Below are 20,094 nucleotides of genomic sequence, written 5' to 3'. Positions count from 1 at the left end.
CGACAAGGTTAATTTGATCTGTAAAAAAGCGAAGACAACTTCAGGTTGTTACCGTAAAATTCTTTGGGTGAAACTCCTGTAAATTCTTTAAAGTCTTTAATGAAATGAGCTTGGTCGTAATATTTGTTTTCATAAGCCAAAGCGGTAAGACTTGAGAATTGTTTGTTCAACAACATTTTGAGTGTTGCCTGTAATCGAATAATTTTTGAAAGTTGTTTTGGGCTTAAACCAACAGCCGATGAAAACTTACGTTCTAATTGTCTGCGGGTTATATTTGTTAGTCTTGAAAGTTCAGAAACCGAAAGTTGCCCGTTGGCTGTCAAAATTGTCTCGACCGTCGATTTTACAATACGGTCAACAGTTTCAAAGTCAGTCAGGTGATTTAATAAAAAAGCTTGAATCAAGTTTATTCTTTCTGAAGTTGAATTAGCGCTAATAATTTTTTCTTCGATCTCGTGCCCATCTTGTCCAAATATAACTTCTAATGGAATAGCTGTATTTTCCATTTCCTTTATCTGAATAGTTGTAAAAGGTAAAAAACCGTTAGGATGAAAACGAACAGAAAAGATCCCTGTTTTGCCTGTTGGTTCTATTTCAAGCGGTTGTGTGAGTTGACCGATTACAAAACATCTCGGTTGAATAATACTCTCTTTGTTTGGGATATGTTGTTTATATAAATTTCCGTAATGAAAGATCATTTCAACACAGCCGTCAGGAACTATGGTTTGTCTCTCGGGCGTTTCTTCTCTCGGGCTTTCCAAAGTCCAATAGCATTTAACAAGTGTTGTTAAGTCTTGACTGGGCTTAAAAGTCTGATAATTCATTGTACTTTAATTTAATAAACTTTTTTCAGCTTGCAGGTAACGGTGCAGCTATGGCAAGTAGTGCAGGTTATGAGCAATTATCTTTCCGTTTAGTCTGTAGCCAAAGCATTGCATTTTGTTTTACCTTGTTTTTGTGAAGCCAAATCGAAAGATCTGGCAGACTTTGCAAACATGCGTAAGGCAATAGGTCCAGAACTTAATGCCCTATGTGCTGTAGTAAAATCAGTAGTACCCTATGATGAAAATTAAGTGTCGAGATTAAATTAAAAACCCTTACTTTTCAACTCAGTTCTTTGTTGTAAAACGCTATATTCTCTACCAAATATGTATGGTTTCAGTGAATTCTGAATCACCGGTGACTACAAGTTTTAGCTTAGAAGGAACAAAACTTCTTCCCTTATACTCAGGGGTTGCTTCAAAACTTAATTTTTTTCCATCTAACAATAAGTCCTCAACAATTTTGTCATATTGTTTTTTAAATTTTTGAACAAATTCCGGGACATACAGCGTGTTTTCTGCACTATCTCCCCCTCCAAACTCTAACGGCATCATGTAAATTTTAAACAATTCACCTTTTTCATATAATTCAATTACCTTTTCAATGCTATCTATATCACTAAAATCAGGTCCGTTTTCTACTTCTTGGGAAAATGATTTTAGAGCAAAGAACAGAACAAAAAAGGATAAGATTATTTTTTTCATAAGAGATAACAGTTTTAATAATGATTCTTACTCAATGCTTTACAACACCCTGCTAAACGCAGTTATTTTCTGGATCTGCAATTACTAATACCTAAGGTACGAAGAAATTGTAAACACAAGTAGAACGTTACTAAATTGCTGTTTGACCCTTGTGAGATTGAGTTTCACTCGATGTCTGTCTTTTACGGTAGCAATTTGGTTTAGCAGGGCATTAGATTGAATTTATCTCCCGAAGGTAGTGAAGGAAATATGCAAATTGTTATAAGCTTTTTACTTTTCAGATTCTAACTTTTCAAGTCTTGATTGTAATTCATGAAGCTTTTTGTTTAGTAATTTTATCTCTTTATTTTCTTTTTCAAGATTTTGAATTTTCTTTTCTTGTTGGATTGTATAAAGGGTTAATTCCTCTATCTTTTTAAGAAGGTTCATATCCATTTCCCCTTGCATAATTCCATTTTGTTCAAATTCTTTAGCTGATGGAATCTCTGGTAGATGGCTGTTTTCTTTTATGAACTTTTCTAGTTCAGCTATACTCATTAGATTGTAATTTTCTTTGAATACATAATCTGGAACAGGGATATTGAGATCAATTTTGACTTCCTCTGCGTGGATGTTTCCTTTTACGGTAAGTTTCATATCAGGTGTTATGGTTCCTATGCCTACAAAGCCATTATCCCCTCCAAGTGTCATAATAGTTTTATCATATGAACCTCCGTTGTTAAACCATTTTTGGAAACGAATTTGGTTGGAAATCTCATAAAATTCAATTACACCAGCATCTCCGTTTTCATCAACTAACGCTATTTTGGGTCTATCGTCAGCTATAGTTAAATTCTGTTTTACATCTGTAGTTCCTATACCAACATTACCGTTTGTATAGTCTATTGTCATTAAATTGCCATTCCAAACTCCATTATTCCAATTCTGAAATCTTAGTTGTTTAGAGGTATGATATTCTAAAATTGCATTTTCTGAGAACCCTGAGTTGATAAAAGCTAATCGAGAACTGCTGTTACCTTTTGATATTGATAGTCTGTAATCATAATTGTTTTGTCCTCCAATAGCTATATTACCATTGTTATATGTAAAGTCACTTTTTAATCCAAGATTTGTTTGTATTTGTTCCTGAGAACTTACGCTAAAGTTAGCTCCAACTATTACTGTTATTACTAGTATAATCGTTTTTATCATTTTATTTATTGTTTAATGATGGTTTCTATATTTAATTGTTTATAACGTTTATGTATATGAGCTGTGGCGTTTTTAGGCACAGACCTCTTCAAATATAAACTATCGTTGGAAAATCTGCAGAATTTTCTAAGTAAGGACTGACCAAGCCATAGTTTATATACTTTGTTACCTGCTGCCTTTTGGTTGGTTTTTTTTGTTCAGATTGTAGCGTTGGCAAAAACATGCTCTTTGGTAATTTTTGGCTTGTGTGTTGGCTAGCGCGACTTGCTAATGTGTATGGCTTTTAGCGTAGGCTATTTGTTCAGAGTTTCCGAAAATTTGATTGCTATCGATGCTCCGATTATAAAGTTGTCGTTTGTTAAGTTGCTTTTGGTTTCAAAAACAGTGTCTTTACTATTTAGCCAACGGCCTTCAATTCGGCAAATGATGTTTTGATTTGGTGAATAGTCTAGATTTAAGGAAAGGCCTCTGGTTTGGAAGCCATTCATTGTTGTTGTTGGGATTATTATTCCTGTCTCATCTTGATAATATTCTGCTCTAACAGCGGTTTTCCAATGGTAGTTAATCGTATATTGTCCAATAATGACAGGACTAAACCAAAAGTCGTAAACGGAACTGTTTTTTGTTCTCTGTTGTGTTCCAATGTCAAGACCTGCGATTAAACCAAACTTTTCGGTTAGTTGAAATTGACCGTAAAAATTATTGAAATATCGCATTCTTCTTGTTGTGTCAGGGTCGTCAGTTCCAATAAATGTGCTCCAATTTAAAGTGACTTTATCAGTCGGGCCGTAAGTCACCTGTGTTCCAAAAGAAGGTAATGAATTACCTTCCAATCTTTGAATGCGTTGCCAACCGTTGACAATCAATCCTGCTATTTTCCATTTGTTGTTTGGGTTAAAAGTTAGTTTTGCTCCTGTTAAAAAGTAAGGTGAGTTTTCAGCCAACAAAGAACGTGTCAAAGTCATATTGTCCATAGAAATGGCACTTTCAAAACCAATATGAGAGGGTAAAACGCCTGCATCAAGCCAAAGATTGTTTTTCTTATTTAGTGAAATGCCAATATTCGCTTCAAAAATGTTCTTTAAAAGCCCTGGTTCTGCTGCATAATTGTCATTGGCATATGTACCTGTCTGTAGTGCAAAATTGCCTCGGTATTTTGAATGCTCGACATTCAATTTTACAAGTCCTAAATTCAAGTTAAATTCGTTGTGTCGATTATGATTGAATAAGAATGCTTGTCTTTCCGTGCCTTGTGGTTGGTTAAAATCATAGACATAAAAAACGTCTGCAAAACCCGAAATATTTAATTGCGGTTTTTCTTGCCAAGTGCTATCAACTTGTGCCGATATGCTTGAACTTGAAAAAATTAGTGCAATAAGTATTATAAATTGCCAAATCTGCTTCATCTTCTTTGGTTTTAATTTTTGCTTACCGAAAAGATTGGATACTTCTGTTACCTTTTTGAGCTGTGATAAAACCACAACAATATCCAATACTTCTATTTTAGTTTCGCCTTCGGGAATGATAATTTGATTATTCCTTTTAATTCTGACTAACAGTAAAATTACCGAATCATAAATTATTGTGTATTAGCAATTTCAAATTTTATCGTTAGCAAAAGAAATTAATTAGCCCTGGTAGGAATTGATACCTTTTTTCATTAATTTCGGATGGGTCAGAATGACGCACAACGCCCTGCTAAACGCATATACGTTCTGAATTTAAAATTATTCATACCGAAGTTACGCAGAAATTTTAAAGACTGGTAGAACGTTGCCAAATTGCTGTTTGGCCCTTGTGAAGTTGAATTTTCAAAATAGCGGGGATTTGCCCTGACAAATTATAGCGATTTTGGGCAGCCAAAGGCTGAATTTAAGCTAACGTTTATGTATATGAGCTGTGGCGTTTTTAGGCACAGACCTCTTCAAATATAAACTATCGTTGGAAAATCTGCAGAATTTTCTAAGTAAGGACTGACCAAGCCATAGTTTATATACTTTGTTACCTGCTGCCTTTTGGTTGGTTTTTTTGTTCAGATTGTAGCGTTGGCTTGTTAGCTCTTTTGTGTTTTTTATTTGGTTTATGTGTGGGCTAAAAATACAAATGTGCTGACAAAAGCGTTGGCAATTCAGTTTTCCAATTCAAAATATTATGACTCTTTTTATTATTTTTTTATTATTTTTTGATAACTTCAAGAAATAGATGCCTGCTTTTAAATTTTTAATGGCAATGCTGTTATCTTGATTTATACCATTCATAAGTGCTTTACCTTGGATGTCATAGATGGAATATTTCCAGTCTGTTGATTCCAGTCCGTTAATATAGATGATATCTTTGGTTGGATTTGGATACACTTTAATGTCATCTTCTGTAAATTCATTTTCATAAACAGATAGTGGTGAAATGTGACGTTGTAATTTTACTAAAGACCTTGAACCAGAATAGTAAATACTTCCATCCTCATCTATAATATGGTTTACACCTTGGTCATAAAATGGGTCGTCAGGAAAGTTCTCTTCCTGACCGAGCAGATATCTTAATTGAACATTTCCAGTATCCCAATTCAGTCCATAATAATAATAGTTGCAATCTAATTCTTTACCTGTTCCATATACAAGATTACTTCCAGAAGAATACGTTAATACACCATTCATATTTACGTTGTTATTTGTCCATTCTAATTGAAAATTGTTGTTAGTTTCATTCCATCTAAATTTTGAAACTCCTTTTTCATTATCACAACCGTACCCTAAAAACCCATTGAATTGTGCAATAGCAATATCGTAATTGAAGGCGGTTGGCGAATTTTCAATGGATTGAAATAGATTGCCAAAAGATTGGGCATTTGGTATGGTTATGGAATCTGCAAAGTGTAGAGGCATTCCAGGAATACCTGTCCAACCATTTGGCAGTTCTCGCCAAAAAGCTACCAGATTATTATTAGCGTGGCCATCTGCTACTACCACCAATTTGTCGTTCCCATCTCCCCAACCCATAAGAGTAGGTGTTGTACCACTTCCATAGGCAAAATTACCAGTTGGACCATCATTTACAAAGTCATATAGCGCTTCCCAACTAATGGTCACGTCTATGCCATCCCAAGCAAATGCTATGAGCCTGTGAGAAGTTACGATATAAAAGGTGTTATTTTCATCTACTGAAATTGAATTGTGGTTTACTCTTTCGTTCGGAAGCGTGCTAAATTGTAGCGTATCGAGCATATTAAAATTTTGGTCAATTACTCCCGCATAAGCGATGTTAAGGTTTGGGTCTTTTTCCGAATACCAAACGATCTCTCCATTATAGTTTATATTATACATATTGACTCTATTTATGCCATAGTCTCCAAAATTTAAGGTGTCCAAAGCAATAATTGGCGAGTAAGGGTTCGTAGTGTCAGCATCTGAAAATTTGTACAATTCTGAAAATTTGTTATTTGCTGGGTCATAGGTTGGTTCATACGAGAACCATATTTTATTTTTCGTCAATAAATGGTTGTAACCATTTGATGCAAGCGTATTAAAGTCTAATCTCAAACTATCTATAGCAACCAAGTCGCTACCATTATCTATAAATTTAAATATGTGGGTAGAATTAGAATATAGAATCGTTCTTTCTCCATTAGGATATTCGTCAGATAGATATATCCAAGGTGAAGTACCTCCAGTTATATCTCGCCTCATTTTTATGGAAATACTATCATTTGGTTGAATGCCCTCTATACAACTTGATGCTTGGCCATAACTGTTTCGATGGTAGATAGGATATGGCGAATCTGCCAACCAAGGGTTTAGTGGTGGGTCATCTTGACAAAAAGAGGTTTGACCATTGGTAATCAATGTGGTCAACCCAAGTATAAAAAGCAATAAATATTCATATTTGTTCATATCATTAAAAGTATGGACTAAACAAAAGAAATCAAATTTTTCATTTCTTTGTATTAATTACATCTGTATTCAATGAACGGACTGATAATTTCAATGAGCAATCTCGTAAAAAACCATATATCGCTAAAAGGATGGCTATGTATTGTATTGTTGTTTTTAGGAAGTGTTGGTTATTATTTTGAATTTTTTGGTTTTATAACTTCTATTTTATTAGCTTTTTTTATAACCTCTGTAATCATAAGTATGTTTATTGTTGGTTTTTTGAAATTAGGAAAAAAAACAAGTTTTCCTTATAAGAAATTTATTTTACTCATCGCATTGTTTTCGGCTATACGGTATGTATATATTTATTTTTTCTTAAGTAATCATTTACCATCCTACACCATTTTTCATTATCCTTTGAGAGCTATACCCATTACTATATTAGGAACTGCATTTGTACTGTTTTTAGGATATAGTTACGCTATTTATGAATGGGGACTTGCAGCAAGGGAAAAGTATACAAAAATGCTCAAAATAAATAAAAAGCAATTTGACCAACCCATTAAAATACGTAGTTCTGGAAAATGGGTGTATTTATTGTCGCAAGATATTTTATACTTAAAAGCCAATGGCGAATATGTAGATTATCACACACTTTCTAACAAATACAGTTGTTTCCAGCGATTGAAACAATCAGAGATAGAAATGGTGAAATTCGGTTTTTTAAAAATCCATCGTTCCTATGTTGTTAATCCAATTTTTGTTAAAAGTATTAGTGTTTCTGAAATTATTATGAAAAATAATATCAAACTCCCCTTGAGTAAAAAATACAAAGACTCGGTCACTAAAGAAATTGAAAGCAGGTTGCTACGGAAGGATTTTATTTAAGATAACCTTTGAATTCAATCAATAAAGTGTAGCGGTTGAGTAAAATTAAATATGGCGTTTTGAGTTGGTTTTAGCGTTGGAAAACGCCTCTTTTAATTTTGCGAAGTGTTGGCTTTTATTTCTGTTGTTTAAGTTACTGAAAGCCGACTCACTAAAAAGCCCGGTACAAGGGCTTATTTTGATCCATTTTTTCGTCGATCAAGGGCTTGTGTAACGGTTACTATTGTTGGCATTCGTATTTATTTATCTTTATTTCCCCAATCTTTAAATATCATTTCAAATCCATCACAGATACTTTTATGACCTAATGTATTATGATTTTCGTTTTTATAAAATTTATGCTCCCAAATAAAACTTTCAGGTGCGTACATCTCAAGCACTCCTAAAAATGAATACATTCCATCTTGTTTTTGACTACAAGAGGTTATGAATACTTTTTTATTTATGGTTTTGTTTTCGAGGAAAAACCCCTTTGTAGATTCAATACATTGAAAGTCATTCCAGCCAACAGTAGGGTCAATAAGCAAAAATGAGTCAAAAAGATCTGGTTTTTTTTGAAGTACATAAACTCCAAGTAAACCAGCAATAGAATGACCCACAATAGTATTATAACCAGATGTTGGGTAATTTTTATCTATATACGTTGTCAGTTCTGAGTTTAAAAAATCAATAAATTTATCAGCACCACCTCCGTTTGGATAATCTTTTACGGGAGCCGGAGAAAAATCATGTATTCTATCTTTATTTACAATACCAACTATGATTACTTCAGGCATTATTTCCAACATTTTTGAATAATAATTGGCAATTCCATGTGTTGCAAAAAGATTATTACCTGCATCTAACACATAAACTACAGGATATTTTTTCTCCGGGTGATTTTTATAACCAAAAGGAGGAATTACAACGGCTAACCTTTTTTCGTTGAGTATTTTTGAATCAAACGAAATTTTATCCCCAATTATAAAACTATCTGTTGTTTGCTGCGCAATACACAAACTGAAATGTAAAAATATTAATACTAATGAAATTGATGTTACAATTCGATTTATTGATGTTTTTTTATTCATTTTTCTATTCTGTTATAAATTTTATTTCCTTGTCGTCAATTAATTGTTTTCTCTACTTATAATTTATCTATAAACCATTTTTTTTGGTTTGTCAAATTCAACCCAGGCTTTTGGCAGGTATAAACCATTAATTTTCTAAAATCCGTTTTTTTTGTTTCTTTTTATTCAAAAATTTAATTGCCAGTTTACATCTCGTATCAAATAACAAGTTATTATTTTTTAACAATCAAAGGATTTCAATCAAATTCGTTTTATATGAAAACGGGTATGTTAATTTGACTATTCTAATATAGCGAGGTATTTGTTTCATACATCCGCCATATTTTTGAGTTCTTGAACCTTTCCAATTGTTTGGTAATACGCGTTCAAAATTTTGATAATTTAAAACCCATTCAATCCTTTTGAGATTATTTCTGTATTATCATAATTCATTTTTGTTAATGCATTAATAATCATTAAATTATAGAACGAAAAAATATCATCACTTTTTCCTGTGAGTAAAAATCCATCTTCACAAAACGACAAATCTACAACCCTGCTAAACGCATTTACGTTCTGAATTTAAAATTATTCATACCGAAGTTACGCAGAAATTTTAAAGACTGGTAGAACGTTGCCAAATTGCTGTTTGGCCCTTGTTAGATGGAGTTTTGCCCGATGCCAGTCTCTGGCTGTACCTGGGCTTTACATTATATGGTAGTTTGGTTTAGCAGGGCGTTAAATTGAATTTCCAAAATGGCGGGGATTTGCCCTGACAAATTATAGCGATTTTGGACAGCCAAAGGCTGAATTTAAGCTAACATCCAAATATACGTATGGCGGTTATCCAAATAATCCTTTAAATATATGAATGATTTTTTGGTTTTGTTCCTTTTTACTCGTCTAAAAAGGAACGGAAAAAGGACGCCTTTTCCGAAGGGGTTTTGCTACGCAAACCGTACTCGAAACACTGCCCAAAAGGAGCAGCCCTCCTTTTGGTGTACCACCAGCGCTTTCTCGTACTACCCGGAGGAAAAGGAGATGTTTTTCCAAATACTTTTGGTACGTTACGCTTTGGTAAGATTAGGGTATAATCACCTAGCACACAAACAAGTTACTTATAGCTATGTTAGGCTTTGAGAAGGTCTAAAAATATCAAACAACTTGCCAGCTATGTTGGTCTGCCCACTGGCATTTATCAAAGCGGGGTTACTTTAAGGCATACCGACATGAGCAAGCGGGCGCACCGATTGATACGTATATATTTTATAGAGGCCTCATGGCAGGCCATACGCACAGATCCGGTAATGCAGACGTATTATCGCTAGCACTAGGGCAAGAACACCAAAAAAGTAATCGGCAAAGTGGCCAGAGAGCTATTGAACCGGACATTGGCCGTGACAAGACAGCTACACATTATGAAATAGGGATAGTGGAATAAGAGCAATAACAAAGCTCATTGAAGGCAACATTCAAATCACAGAACAATGCAGGTGATGTCCTTTTTCAGGTAATCACAACGGTTAGCAAGTGATTGAAAGTATGATAGCTTAAGATGGTACAAATACCGGTGACGACCTTTACGGCAGATCACATATACGATGCCGAGCAAGTTATACTAAAAAGAAAAAAGTGGTTTAAGGCAAAACGACATATTGACTATGTTTAGGACACTGGACTTTGGTTTTTCATAGGAGCTATTGTTACCATTTCGTTGTTTGTCAGATATTAATTTCTTATCCTATTTAAATTTGCTCTTGGATTTAATCTTGGATTTGAAACGGATAAACAGTCATTCCAGCTATTCATTTTGAAATAATAAGTTTGCCCAGAAATGACCATTTTGTAAGTTATATCATTACTAAAATTATAAGTTGGAAAAATATCTTTTAACTTGACGAATGTTAAATTTTCGTATGGAAAATTATACACAATACTTTGTGTGTTTGAAGAATTTCCAGTTATTGTGTCAAATGTAGATATAGCTATTAAAATTTTTTCATCTATTCTTTCACATTCATTTAAAGCAATGTTTCTGCTAACTCTTAATAATACACCATCATTATTTCTAGAATTACAAATATTATAAATGGTATATATATTAATTAAAGATGTGTCTTTATGATTAAATGTAACTAAAGGTTCTTTTAATGAGTTACTTGTAATTTCAAAATTAACAAAAAAAAATTTAGAACATCCTCCTTTTAAGGTTGAGTTAGATTCTTCAACGCTGAAAATTATACTATAATTTCCTGTAGTAAGATTCAGAGTGTTGCCATAATTATTTGGCGTACTTAAAACTTGTTTTAAATCAATTGGATTATTGTAACTGAACTTTGTAGTAGTAAAAATGTCATTACCATTTTTTCTAACCGTTAGATTTCCAACTGATGAATTATTATTTAAATTAGATCTAATAGTTATTTGTTCATCTTCGCAATACTTACTTTTATTTGATGATATATCTCCAAATACACCTAAAGGTATAAACTCATTGTAAAAACATCTTTCTGACCACAACCACCATATACGGTTTCTACCAGATACTGAAATTAAATATCTTTTACCTCTTTGTAACCCATTAATAGTAGCTACTGAGTTTCTAGCAAGATTATTTGTGTTAGCTTCCCAACTAGGCCCATTTGGTTGTTCAATAACTTTAATCTTAGTATAATTTTTTCCGCTATGAGCCTCTATTTTAAAAGATGTATCATCTAGACAAGTTTTTGTGTAGCATAAATCTTGCGAAATGGCATAAGACGATATTAATGTTAGAAATATGGTAATACATTTTTTAAAATTATTCATAATTTCTATTTTTTAAGTTTAACAAATTTAAAGGCTGACCTTATATAATTTATGGGTATTTTACCCCTAATATAATAAGTGTTACAACCCTTTTTTTCAAAAGTGTATTGATAGTAATAAATAGTGAAGAGTCAATTTGTTAACGGTATAGCTCAATCGATTATCGATTTTCCGCACAATGAATAGCAACGGTTCGTATATGAGAACTAGGCGATTACGAAGTGCAAAACTTTAGGTTAAACACAAATTTCGATACGAGCCAAAAGCCTTGGTTTTACTAATATTTCACCTATTTTTTTATATACATTGTTAGTGGCAGTTTTTATTTTTTCTTTAACTATATCTGTTTCTTATTCCAATAATAAAGTACAAATACGACGGTTATCCATAGTCCAATAGCTATTAAGAGATAATAATTGAAAAGAGCTGTCCCTTCTTGAGAAATATTGAAAATAAAAAATGTAAATGCAGTAAGAGAAGCATGCATAATCATTGGTGGTATTAAACTGTTTGTTCTGTCATAAAGCCAAACCATTGTTATGCGTGTTGGTATCAAACCAGCATAATGGAAAAAGAATCCAGGTAAAAATTTTCCTAATACTAAATTCCCATAATTATCGCCACATCCCCAAATAACTGGTAGAAAGTGCCATACTCCCCATAGAAAACCTACAAATAAACCTGTTTTTAAAACTCCATATCTTTCTTTTAGGTTTGGAATTGCAAAACCTGACCAACCCAGCTCTTCTAATAAACCACCACCGATAATTCCGTATATCAATCCACTTACAATTAAAGTGACTTTGTTTTCAGCAGAAAAAATAGCTGGAATGTATGCATCGGAAAACTGGTATAGTATTAATAGAGAAAGTCCTGAAAGAATTGGTATCGTTAAAGTAGCGATTAAATAGAATTTTGCGTCAAATCTCCAATTCGTTAATTTTTTAAATAGTTCTTTAAACCCTTTTTTTCCTTTAATTACACTAAGCAGTAAAAAACTTGCGACTACAGGACCCAGTAAATATGGAATCATTGCGATAGGTAATAATCTATCAAATTGTGTTGGCGTTGCTGGAATCCCAGTCTGATTAGACACAATAAGAATTCCACTCCATGAAATAATAAATGTTAGGATAAAGAAGAGCTTAACGGGATTTCTTTTTATATAAGCTTTCATTATTTTGATTTTTCCAAATTGCCATTAACGGTTGGTATATAAAAAGTAGGCAATTTCGAAGCACGGAACTTTCGGTTAAACACAAATTTCGATACGAGCAAAAAACTTGGATTTTACTGCTACCTCGCCTATTTTTTATATATGTTGTCATGCCTTCGCCTTTTTATTTCTTTCTTGGTTGTCTGTAATGATTTGCCCTAATGTCTTTTTCAGCCAGTGATACGGTTTCTTCAATTCGCTTTTGTCTTGTTTCAGGCTTTTTAGCATTTAAAATCCATTCCAAAATTCCTCTTTTTGAAGAGGGTGGAAAGTTCTCCCAATTTTCATACGCTTTTTTATTATTTGAGAACAATTCTTGTAAGTCATCAGGAATTATCAGATTCTCAACTTCGTCCAAGGCAGTCCAAGTACCATTTTGTTTGGCAATTTTTATCATCTCATAGCCCGCTGGTTGCATAAGTCCTTGTTCAATTAGTTTTGTAACTTTCTCTTTGTTTAGTTGGCTCCAATTGCTCTTGGGATTTCTTTTCGAGAAGAATTGATAGTAACTGTATTCGTCCCGTTTGTTGGGTTTGCTGTCTATCCAACCAAAACACAAAGCTTCCTCTACCGCTTCGGGATAATAAATGCTAGGTGTCTCGCTCTCCTTTTTGTAGATAATTAGCCACACAGATTTTTCTGTTGAATGATTTTTCTCCAACCACGCTCGCCATTCATTTCTGTACTTAGCATGAAAAGTTTCTATGTTATTATACGAATCCATTACCAACTCTTTGGTTCTCCGTCTTTGAAAAATCCACCTGAAGGTCCGTCATCAGGTAAAGTAGCTGCCCAAATAATTCCTTTTGCACCTTCTTCTACTGGTCTTGCTCCCCATTCTTCGGTTCCTGGATAAGTGGCAGTAAAGCCTGGGTCAACAGAATTTATTTTGATTTTACTCTCTTTAAGTTGGGTTGCAAGTTTCACAGTTAGTCCGTTCAGTGCAAGTTTTGTAATTCCGTAAACCGGAACTTTACTGAAATGATAAGTAAGTCCGAATACCGGGTCATTATATGAACCTGCACCGCTTGAAACATTCACAATTCTTGGCTGGTCGCTTTTGTCAAGTAATTTATGAAATGCCTTAATCATTCTCCAAGCTCCTAAAAGGTTCGTATCAAGAGCGTCTTTTATAAATTCAAGGTCAGATGAAAGGGGTTCTGTACCTTGGTCGAAGAATGCCCCTGCGTTGTTTATAAGCACGTCTAATTTCCCATATTCAGTCTCAATGTCATTAGCTAGTTCGTTAACGGATTGGTCATTTGTAATATCTAATTGTCGTGCATCAACGCCAATGTTATCGGCAAGTTCTGATACCTTTTTATGGTCACGCGCGGTAATAAGAACCTTATAGCCGAGTTCTTTCAATTGTTTTGCTGTTTCATAGCCAAGTCCCATTTCTCGGCTTACTCCCGTGATTAATGAGATTTTTTCCATTTTCAAAGGGCTTTATTTGTTTATGTTTTGTTCTTTAGGTGAGACATAACGGCCCTGCTAAACGCAGTTACGTTCTGGATTTACAATTGCTGGTACCTAAGGTACAAAGAAATTGTAAAGACATGTAGAACGTTGCCAAATTGCCGTTGTGCCCTTGTGAAGTTGAATTTCCAAAATAACGGGGATTTGCTTTAGCAAATTATAGTGGTTTTGGGCAGCCAAAGGCTGAATTTAAGCTAACGGTCTTGTGTATGAGTAGTAATGGATTTCTACTCACAAACCTTTCGGTTTTGCACCGACCTTTGTTTTATGTTCATAATTTTGTTTTAACACTTAAACCGCTAATACTTATACACCGTGTTGTAGCCAGTTATTTTTCTATAAGCCGTTTAATTTTATTTTCAAACTCTTCTTCTCGGTTGTAATTATTTTTTTTGGATATAATAATGGCTCTTTTATAAGTTTCTATAGCTAAATCAACATCATCATTCTTCTCATATGTATTAGCCAAAAAATTCATTAAACCTACATCAAAAGGATAGGCTGATACACTCCTTTTAATTATGGTAATTGCTTCCGAATATCTTTCTTGCCCTAATAATATGGACGCTAAATTCACATAAGATTCTGCGGATTGTTTTGCGGACTTACCATATTTATTCATTATGTGGTTTTCGTGTTCCAAAAACTTTTCATCGGAATAATTTTCATATAGATTTTCAGGAAAAGTCATATTTGAAAAAATAAATTTCAACCCATAATAGTTTGATAACAAAACTGAAGACATATGTCCTTCCCTTTCAAGTTCTTTTCGTTCAATCCTTAATTTCTCAGGTTTGTTTTCTATAATGACATCCACATAATTTTTGAGTTCTTTTCTCATTCCATATTCAGCGCCGGATTCGTAAGTGCCAACACCAAAAAATAATGAGTTCCTCAAATTGGTATGTGTTTTGAAAAATACTGGTGCCTTCTTGGTGAGTTCCTCGTCATTCCACCATAATGATGGACTCATCACAATATAACTATTGAACAAATCGGGATTTTTCATAAAAGTTGACACTGTAAATAATCCACCTAAAGAATGTCCTTCTAAAGTTCTATAAGAATTTGTTCTATAATTGGTATCTATATAAGGAATTAATTCTTCTTCAATGAACGCTAAGAATTTTTTTCCACCTCCGCTTTTTGGATTGTTTTCACTTGTTGTTAGTGTAAAATCACGCATTCTATTTGTACTTTCGATACCAACAACAATCATTGGCGGAACGCTACCCGTTCTTGTTAATACTTCTAATGTTCCGACTACATGCCAAATATTTTGCATTCCATCAGTCAAGTACAAAACAGGATATTTTGCATTAGATTTATCATAATCCTTTGGCAAGGAAATGATAATTGGCCGTTCCTCGTTTAGAATTGTAGAGCTAATTATTTGTTTAGTAGCAATACTTAATTTCCCAACTTCTTTTTTCTTGTTTGTAGTCTCCTTTGTGTTTGCTTGGCAACCAAATAATATTAGGGTAAATAAACTGGCTGTAAATAGATTTTTAATCATGATTATCTTGTTTTTCTAATAAATACAAATGAATTTGATTTATGTGACATAGTTGCTTTAATTGGCTACAATGCTTATCCACGGTAGTTAATTATTATTTTAAACTTCTTAAGAAATTATTGTTGAGACCTTAAAGTTTCAATAATTTTTGCATCTATCCATTTTCTATTATACGGTGGATTGCAACTGGGGCAGAAGGAAAAATACTTTCCATCAGGCATGACGTAACCTCCTCCGTCTTCTCGGGCTGTGTTAATTTTATCTCCCATATTAATGACGTTGCCCCATGAACCATCTTTTTGTCGAAAACTAATGTAAAGATCAGATGAGCCATAGCCACCTTCTCGTTCACTATCCGACTCGTCAGGTGCTATAAAAGGATGAGACGTCCATTTACCTGTGTTTATCTCTTTACCAAAGGGTATTGGTTTTTCACGTTTGCCATTTACCAATTTAGAAAAACGAAGAAGACCATTTCCATCTCTAGTGGCTTCATCAAAAACTAAAGTTCCCTTAGCAGAAGACCAAAGCCACATGATGCGATAGTCTTCGAAAGCTAACAACGAGCTGATGTAATACTGATCCACGAGTAGATGTCAAGTAAAATTCTTCCATATTAGCATCGTGTATACCTCCTAATACCCAACCTTTTTTAGCAAGCGAATCTAATACTAAAGTTTCAGAGGTCATACCAGGTGGTCTAAGACCTAGATATAGGTTTTCTTTGGTAGTTGAATGATTTTTTTTGTGTTCGATTTATCCGCATTGCAGCTACTTAAAACGAATGCAAATATAAATATGGAGAATCTAAGTATAGGTTTTCTCATTGTTCTATTAATTTTAATTATTCCCACCTGAGATTAAACTCACAGTAAAACCTATGCTATTCCAAATAATATGAGTTCCAAACGAATAAATAAATCCATAATGCACTCTAACATACCCATAACAAAATGCACTAACTAGCTTATCAAAAGTAATGATGGGAAGTAGTAGTAAATTTAATACCGTTAACTCATAATTTAAGATATGTGGCCAAGCAAAACCAAAACAGAAGAAATACAAAATCCAGCGAAAATTATTCACCCAAAACACTTCAAGTTTTTTCTTAATTATGGGTATCCTAAAAATAAAGTAGCTGAAAATTATAATAGCAATAACAGCCACAAGCCTTATTATAAAATGATTTTCAAAGTCACTTAATTTAGTTTGATAGATGCCCTTACTCAGAACATAATAAGTCAGAACTCCTGCAGTGATGGCTAAAAAAATGGGTTTAAATTTTAAGGACAACCTAAATGCAAATTCCTCAAGTAAGGACAGAATAAATACCACCATAAACAATAAAAATGGATTAGTAAATCGCTCCATCATACTGCTTTTAGTTAAATTTTCAGGTTCATAAAATAAACCTATTCCTATACCGATAACTAGCGTTAATACAAACTTTACCACAAACATTTTCCAAGTTCCTTCGATTTTCTCAACTAAAGTTAGTTGTGTTTTCGAGTTGTATTCTGGTGAAATAATGAACCCATAGAGCTGCCTAAACTCCTTGTAGTAATTTTTCGGATTAATGAATTTATATCGCATTTTAAATAAAAATATTAGAGTAGTCAAATTAATAGGTTATTCGAAAGTTTAAGTATTTCAATTATGATTTACTCTGACGGAATTATGATTTCATCATATTTTATGTATGCATTCCTCTTGTTTTGCCATCATAATTTTAAAAATTCATACGATGTTCAAAAAATACCGCATAGTTAAATGGTCGCTACTTTCAATTCTTGGTTTAATTCTTATCATGATATCAATTGGTGCCTGGTTTATTAATTTATTACCTGAAAAGGGGGTAGATATAACAAAAACTACAGTAGCAGATTTACCTTATTTATATGAAGATAAAGTTGAACCAAGAGGTAAAATTTTAGCCATAGTAACAAGTACAGATAGTATGGGCAGCAGTGAGAAGAGTACAGGTTATGAACTCTCTGAATTAGCAAGAGCCTATTATGTTTTTATGGCAAATGGTTATCAAGTTGATATTGCGAGCCCTCTTGGCGGTAATGCTCCGGTAGTCCTAGACGATGAAGATATGGGTGCTTTTGATTATGCTTTTTTAAACGATCCCGTTGCACAAGAAAAAACAAAAAACACAATAAAGTTAGAAGATGTTGTTGCTGATGAATATCAGGCAGTGTTTTTTGCTGGAGGTAAAGGAGCAATGTTTGATTTTCCAGAGAATCATACAATCCAAACTATAGTGCGTAATTATTATCAATCCAATAAAGTAATAGGCGCTGTTTGCCATGGTCCAGCAGCATTAGTAAATGTAGTTTTAGATAATGGACGTCCACTCCTTGAAAATAAAAAAATTACAGCGTTTACAAACAAAGAAGAACTACTTATAATACCAGATGCAAAAACAATATTTCCGTTTCTTTTACAAGATAAAATTGTTGCACAAGGAGCTTCATTTGATGAGGGTATAATGTATTTAGAGAAAGTCAGTCATGATAATAATTTAATCACAGGTCAAAATCCTTGGTCAACATGGTCATTAGCTGAAAACATGATCAAACAATTAGGTCATAGCCCAAAATACAGAGAGTTAACAGATGAAGAAAATGCTGTAAAAGTTTTATTGACCTACCATTTACATGGCAGACAGAAAGCTAAAGAATTGATAGAAAAAACACTTTTAATAGAAAACAAACCGCTAAGCAGATTATTAATTGCTAAACACGGTTTTATAGAGGCCATGCAATTTAACATTTGGAGGTTTTATGAAATATCGAAACTAGCTTCTTATGCAAAAAAATGCGAAGAAGGGAAAAAATAAAAAGTTACCTAACCAAAGTGTAACAACTTACAAATAAATTCGTTGTATTCATACAATCAATAATTGTGCATGAATACTGTTGATATATTTCTAATTATTATTTGTGGTGCTGGGCTAATTCATGGGTTATCATTAGGGGTTTATTTTAGCTTTATCAAGACTAAAAGAACAAATGCAGATGTTTTTTTAGCCATTTTATTAAGTTTAATGGCATTTAGAGTGGGCAAGTCAATTATACTTCAATTCAATGCCAATCTTGAACTTTTATTTATATTATTGGGGCTATCTGTATTATTGGTAATTGGGCCGTTACTCTACTGGTATACAAACTCTTTAATTCGTATAAATTTTAAGTTGCCAAAACTCTTTTACCTTCATTTAGTTCCATTTCTTTTAGTGATAGTTACAAGTATAACCGTTTCAAAAGAATGGCTAATTACAAATGGTAAACTATTGTTTTTCATTATCTTAGTTGGTGTTTACCTTCACTTGGCCTTCTATATTTTACGGTCATCAAAATTATTGTATGTTTTTAATAGATCTTTTTACAACAAAGGCAAAACAAAAACCCAAGAAAGAATATCTACATGGCTACACTGGGTGATGTTAGGTATTGCATTAATTTGGTTTTCATATGTGTTAAATATTTTTGATGATCAGGTACCCTACATTATGGGTCCAATAATATATTCCGTGTGTATTTATGTCTTGACATATATAGCCTATGCACTAAAAATTAATGAGATTAACTCGAAGACATTCGAACAAATTGAGGATAATTTAAAAGTTTATAAACAGGTAGAAAAACTTATAAAAGATCGTGAGCTATACCTGGCAACAGATGTATCACTCCAAAAATTAAGTGATTTAACTGGCTATTCAAACCATACAATTTCATCAAGTATAAACCAATATGCTAAAATGAATTTTAACAACTTTATAAATCAATACAGAATACAAAAGGCCAAAGATATTCTAGATAATGACAAACTTCGTAAGTACACTATTGCTTCAATTGCATATGATTCTGGCTTTAGCAGTTTGTCTTCATTTAATACTTCATTTAAAAAGTTTGAAAAAATTACTCCGTCTGCATATCGTAATTCAGTAAAGTAGTGAATTTCACTCAAAATAAGGTGAAAAGCGGGGTGGGAAACCTTCCTTTTCTAAAAACTATGAGATGGTTGCTCCAAACCTGCCTTTGGCTGTATTTAAAGCCTTTAAATACAGCCTCCGGTTAAGAGAAATAAATTGAAAAAAGCCCTTAAAAGAGGACAGATATTTTTTTAATTAGTGGCTTGTGCAACGGTTACCATTGTTGTAACACGTTTATTTCATTTCATTCGAATTTTCATTTTGGTATTCTAGAGTAAATCTATTTTTTCATTCCAATCATTTTTTATTTAAGAATGGATTTCCTTTTTCCCTTAATACTTTTATATACTTATTGCATTGTTCCATGATCTCATCAAGATTTTCAGAGAAAAATAATTTAAACATATTCTCGGTATCACAACTTATACCTAGGACATATCCCGTGGGGAATTTTTTAAGAGCAACAGCAGATTCAGTTCGGTCATCTTCCTCTTTTATTATGATTGGAAATTCAGTTCCATTTTGTGCTAGCCTATACGCTTCCTCTGTAGCCTTCCCTAAAAATAGGACAGCTTAAAATTAGAATTTTCTAACTTTAAATTTTAACTGTCA

At 33.2% G+C, this 20,094-nt stretch carries 18 protein-coding genes; 5 read left to right on the top strand and 13 right to left on the bottom strand.

Translation table 11 applies throughout. The features are described from left to right. Positions 1 to 8: 8 nt before the first annotated feature. The 5 genes from WAO84_RS00085 to WAO84_RS00065 all read right to left on the bottom strand — a co-directional run bounded on the left by WAO84_RS00085 (position 9) and on the right by WAO84_RS00065 (position 6,604). Positions 9 to 824 (bottom strand): DUF6597 domain-containing transcriptional factor, encoded by an 816-nt coding sequence (locus WAO84_RS00085; protein WP_340062973.1) that lies wholly within the window; start codon positions 822 to 824, stop codon positions 9 to 11. A gap of 315 nt (positions 825 to 1,139) precedes the next feature. Further along, the gene (locus tag WAO84_RS00080; protein ID WP_340062972.1) at positions 1,140 to 1,526 is read right to left on the bottom strand and encodes a hypothetical protein; all 387 of its coding nucleotides are present in this window, start codon (positions 1,524 to 1,526) and stop codon (positions 1,140 to 1,142) included. Between the two features lie 270 nt (positions 1,527 to 1,796). Next, positions 1,797 to 2,717 (bottom strand): mediator of RNA polymerase II transcription subunit 21, encoded by a 921-nt coding sequence (locus WAO84_RS00075; RefSeq protein WP_340062971.1) that lies wholly within the window; start codon positions 2,715 to 2,717, stop codon positions 1,797 to 1,799. A gap of 293 nt (positions 2,718 to 3,010) precedes the next feature. Then, positions 3,011 to 4,210 (bottom strand): porin, encoded by a 1,200-nt coding sequence (locus WAO84_RS00070; RefSeq protein ID WP_340062970.1) that lies wholly within the window; start codon positions 4,208 to 4,210, stop codon positions 3,011 to 3,013. Positions 4,211 to 4,858: 648 nt separating this feature from the next. Further along, the gene (locus WAO84_RS00065) at positions 4,859 to 6,604 is read right to left on the bottom strand and encodes a T9SS type A sorting domain-containing protein (protein WP_340062969.1); all 1,746 of its coding nucleotides are present in this window, start codon (positions 6,602 to 6,604) and stop codon (positions 4,859 to 4,861) included. A 243-nt stretch (positions 6,605 to 6,847) separates the two neighbouring features. Here WAO84_RS00065 and WAO84_RS00060 point away from each other — a divergent pair, with 243 nt between their 5' ends. Beyond that, positions 6,848 to 7,474: a LytR/AlgR family response regulator transcription factor gene (locus WAO84_RS00060; protein ID WP_340062968.1), complete on the top strand. Its 627-nt coding sequence runs from the start codon at positions 6,848 to 6,850 to the stop codon at positions 7,472 to 7,474. Between the two features lie 239 nt (positions 7,475 to 7,713). Here the strand turns inward: WAO84_RS00060 and WAO84_RS00055 are convergent, their stop codons facing one another. Next, positions 7,714 to 8,544 carry an alpha/beta hydrolase gene (locus tag WAO84_RS00055; protein ID WP_340062967.1) on the bottom strand — a complete coding sequence of 277 codons (831 nt, stop codon included), beginning with the start codon at positions 8,542 to 8,544 and terminating at the stop codon, positions 7,714 to 7,716. A gap of 1,115 nt (positions 8,545 to 9,659) precedes the next feature. Between WAO84_RS00055 and WAO84_RS17180 the strand changes: the two genes are divergently transcribed. Together WAO84_RS17180 and WAO84_RS00050 are read left to right on the top strand one after the other, a co-directional pair. Next, entirely contained in the window at positions 9,660 to 9,851 is a 192-nt protein-coding gene (locus WAO84_RS17180; RefSeq protein ID WP_422614468.1) for a transposase, read from the top strand. Beyond that, positions 9,803 to 9,964 carry a hypothetical protein gene (locus WAO84_RS00050; RefSeq protein ID WP_340062966.1) on the top strand — a complete coding sequence of 54 codons (162 nt, stop codon included), beginning with the start codon at positions 9,803 to 9,805 and terminating at the stop codon, positions 9,962 to 9,964. Before WAO84_RS17180 ends, WAO84_RS00050 begins: the two co-directional genes overlap by 49 nt. Positions 9,965 to 10,251: 287 nt before the next feature. On the opposite strand, the gene WAO84_RS00045 is transcribed toward WAO84_RS00050, so the two are convergent. The 7 genes from WAO84_RS00045 to WAO84_RS00015 all read right to left on the bottom strand — a co-directional run bounded on the left by WAO84_RS00045 (position 10,252) and on the right by WAO84_RS00015 (position 17,135). After that, positions 10,252 to 11,331, bottom strand: coding sequence for a hypothetical protein (locus WAO84_RS00045; protein ID WP_340062965.1), 1,080 nt, complete (start codon positions 11,329 to 11,331; stop codon positions 10,252 to 10,254). 337 nt (positions 11,332 to 11,668) lie between these two features. Beyond that, positions 11,669 to 12,508 (bottom strand): CPBP family glutamic-type intramembrane protease, encoded by an 840-nt coding sequence (locus tag WAO84_RS00040; protein WP_340062964.1) that lies wholly within the window; start codon positions 12,506 to 12,508, stop codon positions 11,669 to 11,671. Positions 12,509 to 12,671: 163 nt separating this feature from the next. After that, complete coding sequence (locus WAO84_RS00035; RefSeq protein WP_340062963.1) at positions 12,672 to 13,271, bottom strand: YdeI/OmpD-associated family protein; 600 nt, start codon at positions 13,269 to 13,271, stop codon at positions 12,672 to 12,674. Beyond that, the gene (locus WAO84_RS00030) at positions 13,271 to 13,984 is read right to left on the bottom strand and encodes an SDR family NAD(P)-dependent oxidoreductase (protein WP_340062962.1); all 714 of its coding nucleotides are present in this window, start codon (positions 13,982 to 13,984) and stop codon (positions 13,271 to 13,273) included. The genes WAO84_RS00035 and WAO84_RS00030 overlap by 1 nt, the downstream gene beginning before the upstream one ends. 370 nt (positions 13,985 to 14,354) lie before the next feature. Further along, the gene (locus WAO84_RS00025) at positions 14,355 to 15,542 is read right to left on the bottom strand and encodes an alpha/beta hydrolase-fold protein (protein ID WP_340062961.1); all 1,188 of its coding nucleotides are present in this window, start codon (positions 15,540 to 15,542) and stop codon (positions 14,355 to 14,357) included. Positions 15,543 to 15,658: 116 nt separating this feature from the next. Next, positions 15,659 to 16,078 (bottom strand): hypothetical protein, encoded by a 420-nt coding sequence (locus WAO84_RS00020; protein ID WP_340062960.1) that lies wholly within the window; start codon positions 16,076 to 16,078, stop codon positions 15,659 to 15,661. A gap of 304 nt (positions 16,079 to 16,382) precedes the next feature. Next, the gene (locus WAO84_RS00015; protein WP_340062959.1) at positions 16,383 to 17,135 is read right to left on the bottom strand and encodes a hypothetical protein; all 753 of its coding nucleotides are present in this window, start codon (positions 17,133 to 17,135) and stop codon (positions 16,383 to 16,385) included. Positions 17,136 to 17,286: 151 nt separating this feature from the next. Between WAO84_RS00015 and WAO84_RS00010 the strand changes: the two genes are divergently transcribed. After that, positions 17,287 to 18,387, top strand: coding sequence for a type 1 glutamine amidotransferase domain-containing protein (locus tag WAO84_RS00010; protein WP_340062958.1), 1,101 nt, complete (start codon positions 17,287 to 17,289; stop codon positions 18,385 to 18,387). Positions 18,388 to 18,456: 69 nt separating this feature from the next. Continuing rightward, positions 18,457 to 19,503: a helix-turn-helix domain-containing protein gene (locus WAO84_RS00005; protein WP_340062957.1), complete on the top strand. Its 1,047-nt coding sequence runs from the start codon at positions 18,457 to 18,459 to the stop codon at positions 19,501 to 19,503. The last annotated feature ends 591 nt before the right edge of the window (positions 19,504 to 20,094 follow it).

This window comes from Ascidiimonas aurantiaca, assembly GCF_037646345.1.
Lineage (GTDB): Bacteria > Bacteroidota > Bacteroidia > Flavobacteriales > Flavobacteriaceae > Ascidiimonas > Ascidiimonas aurantiaca.
Note: the sequence above shows the minus strand (reverse complement) of the source record. Positions and strands in the feature narration are given on the sequence as shown.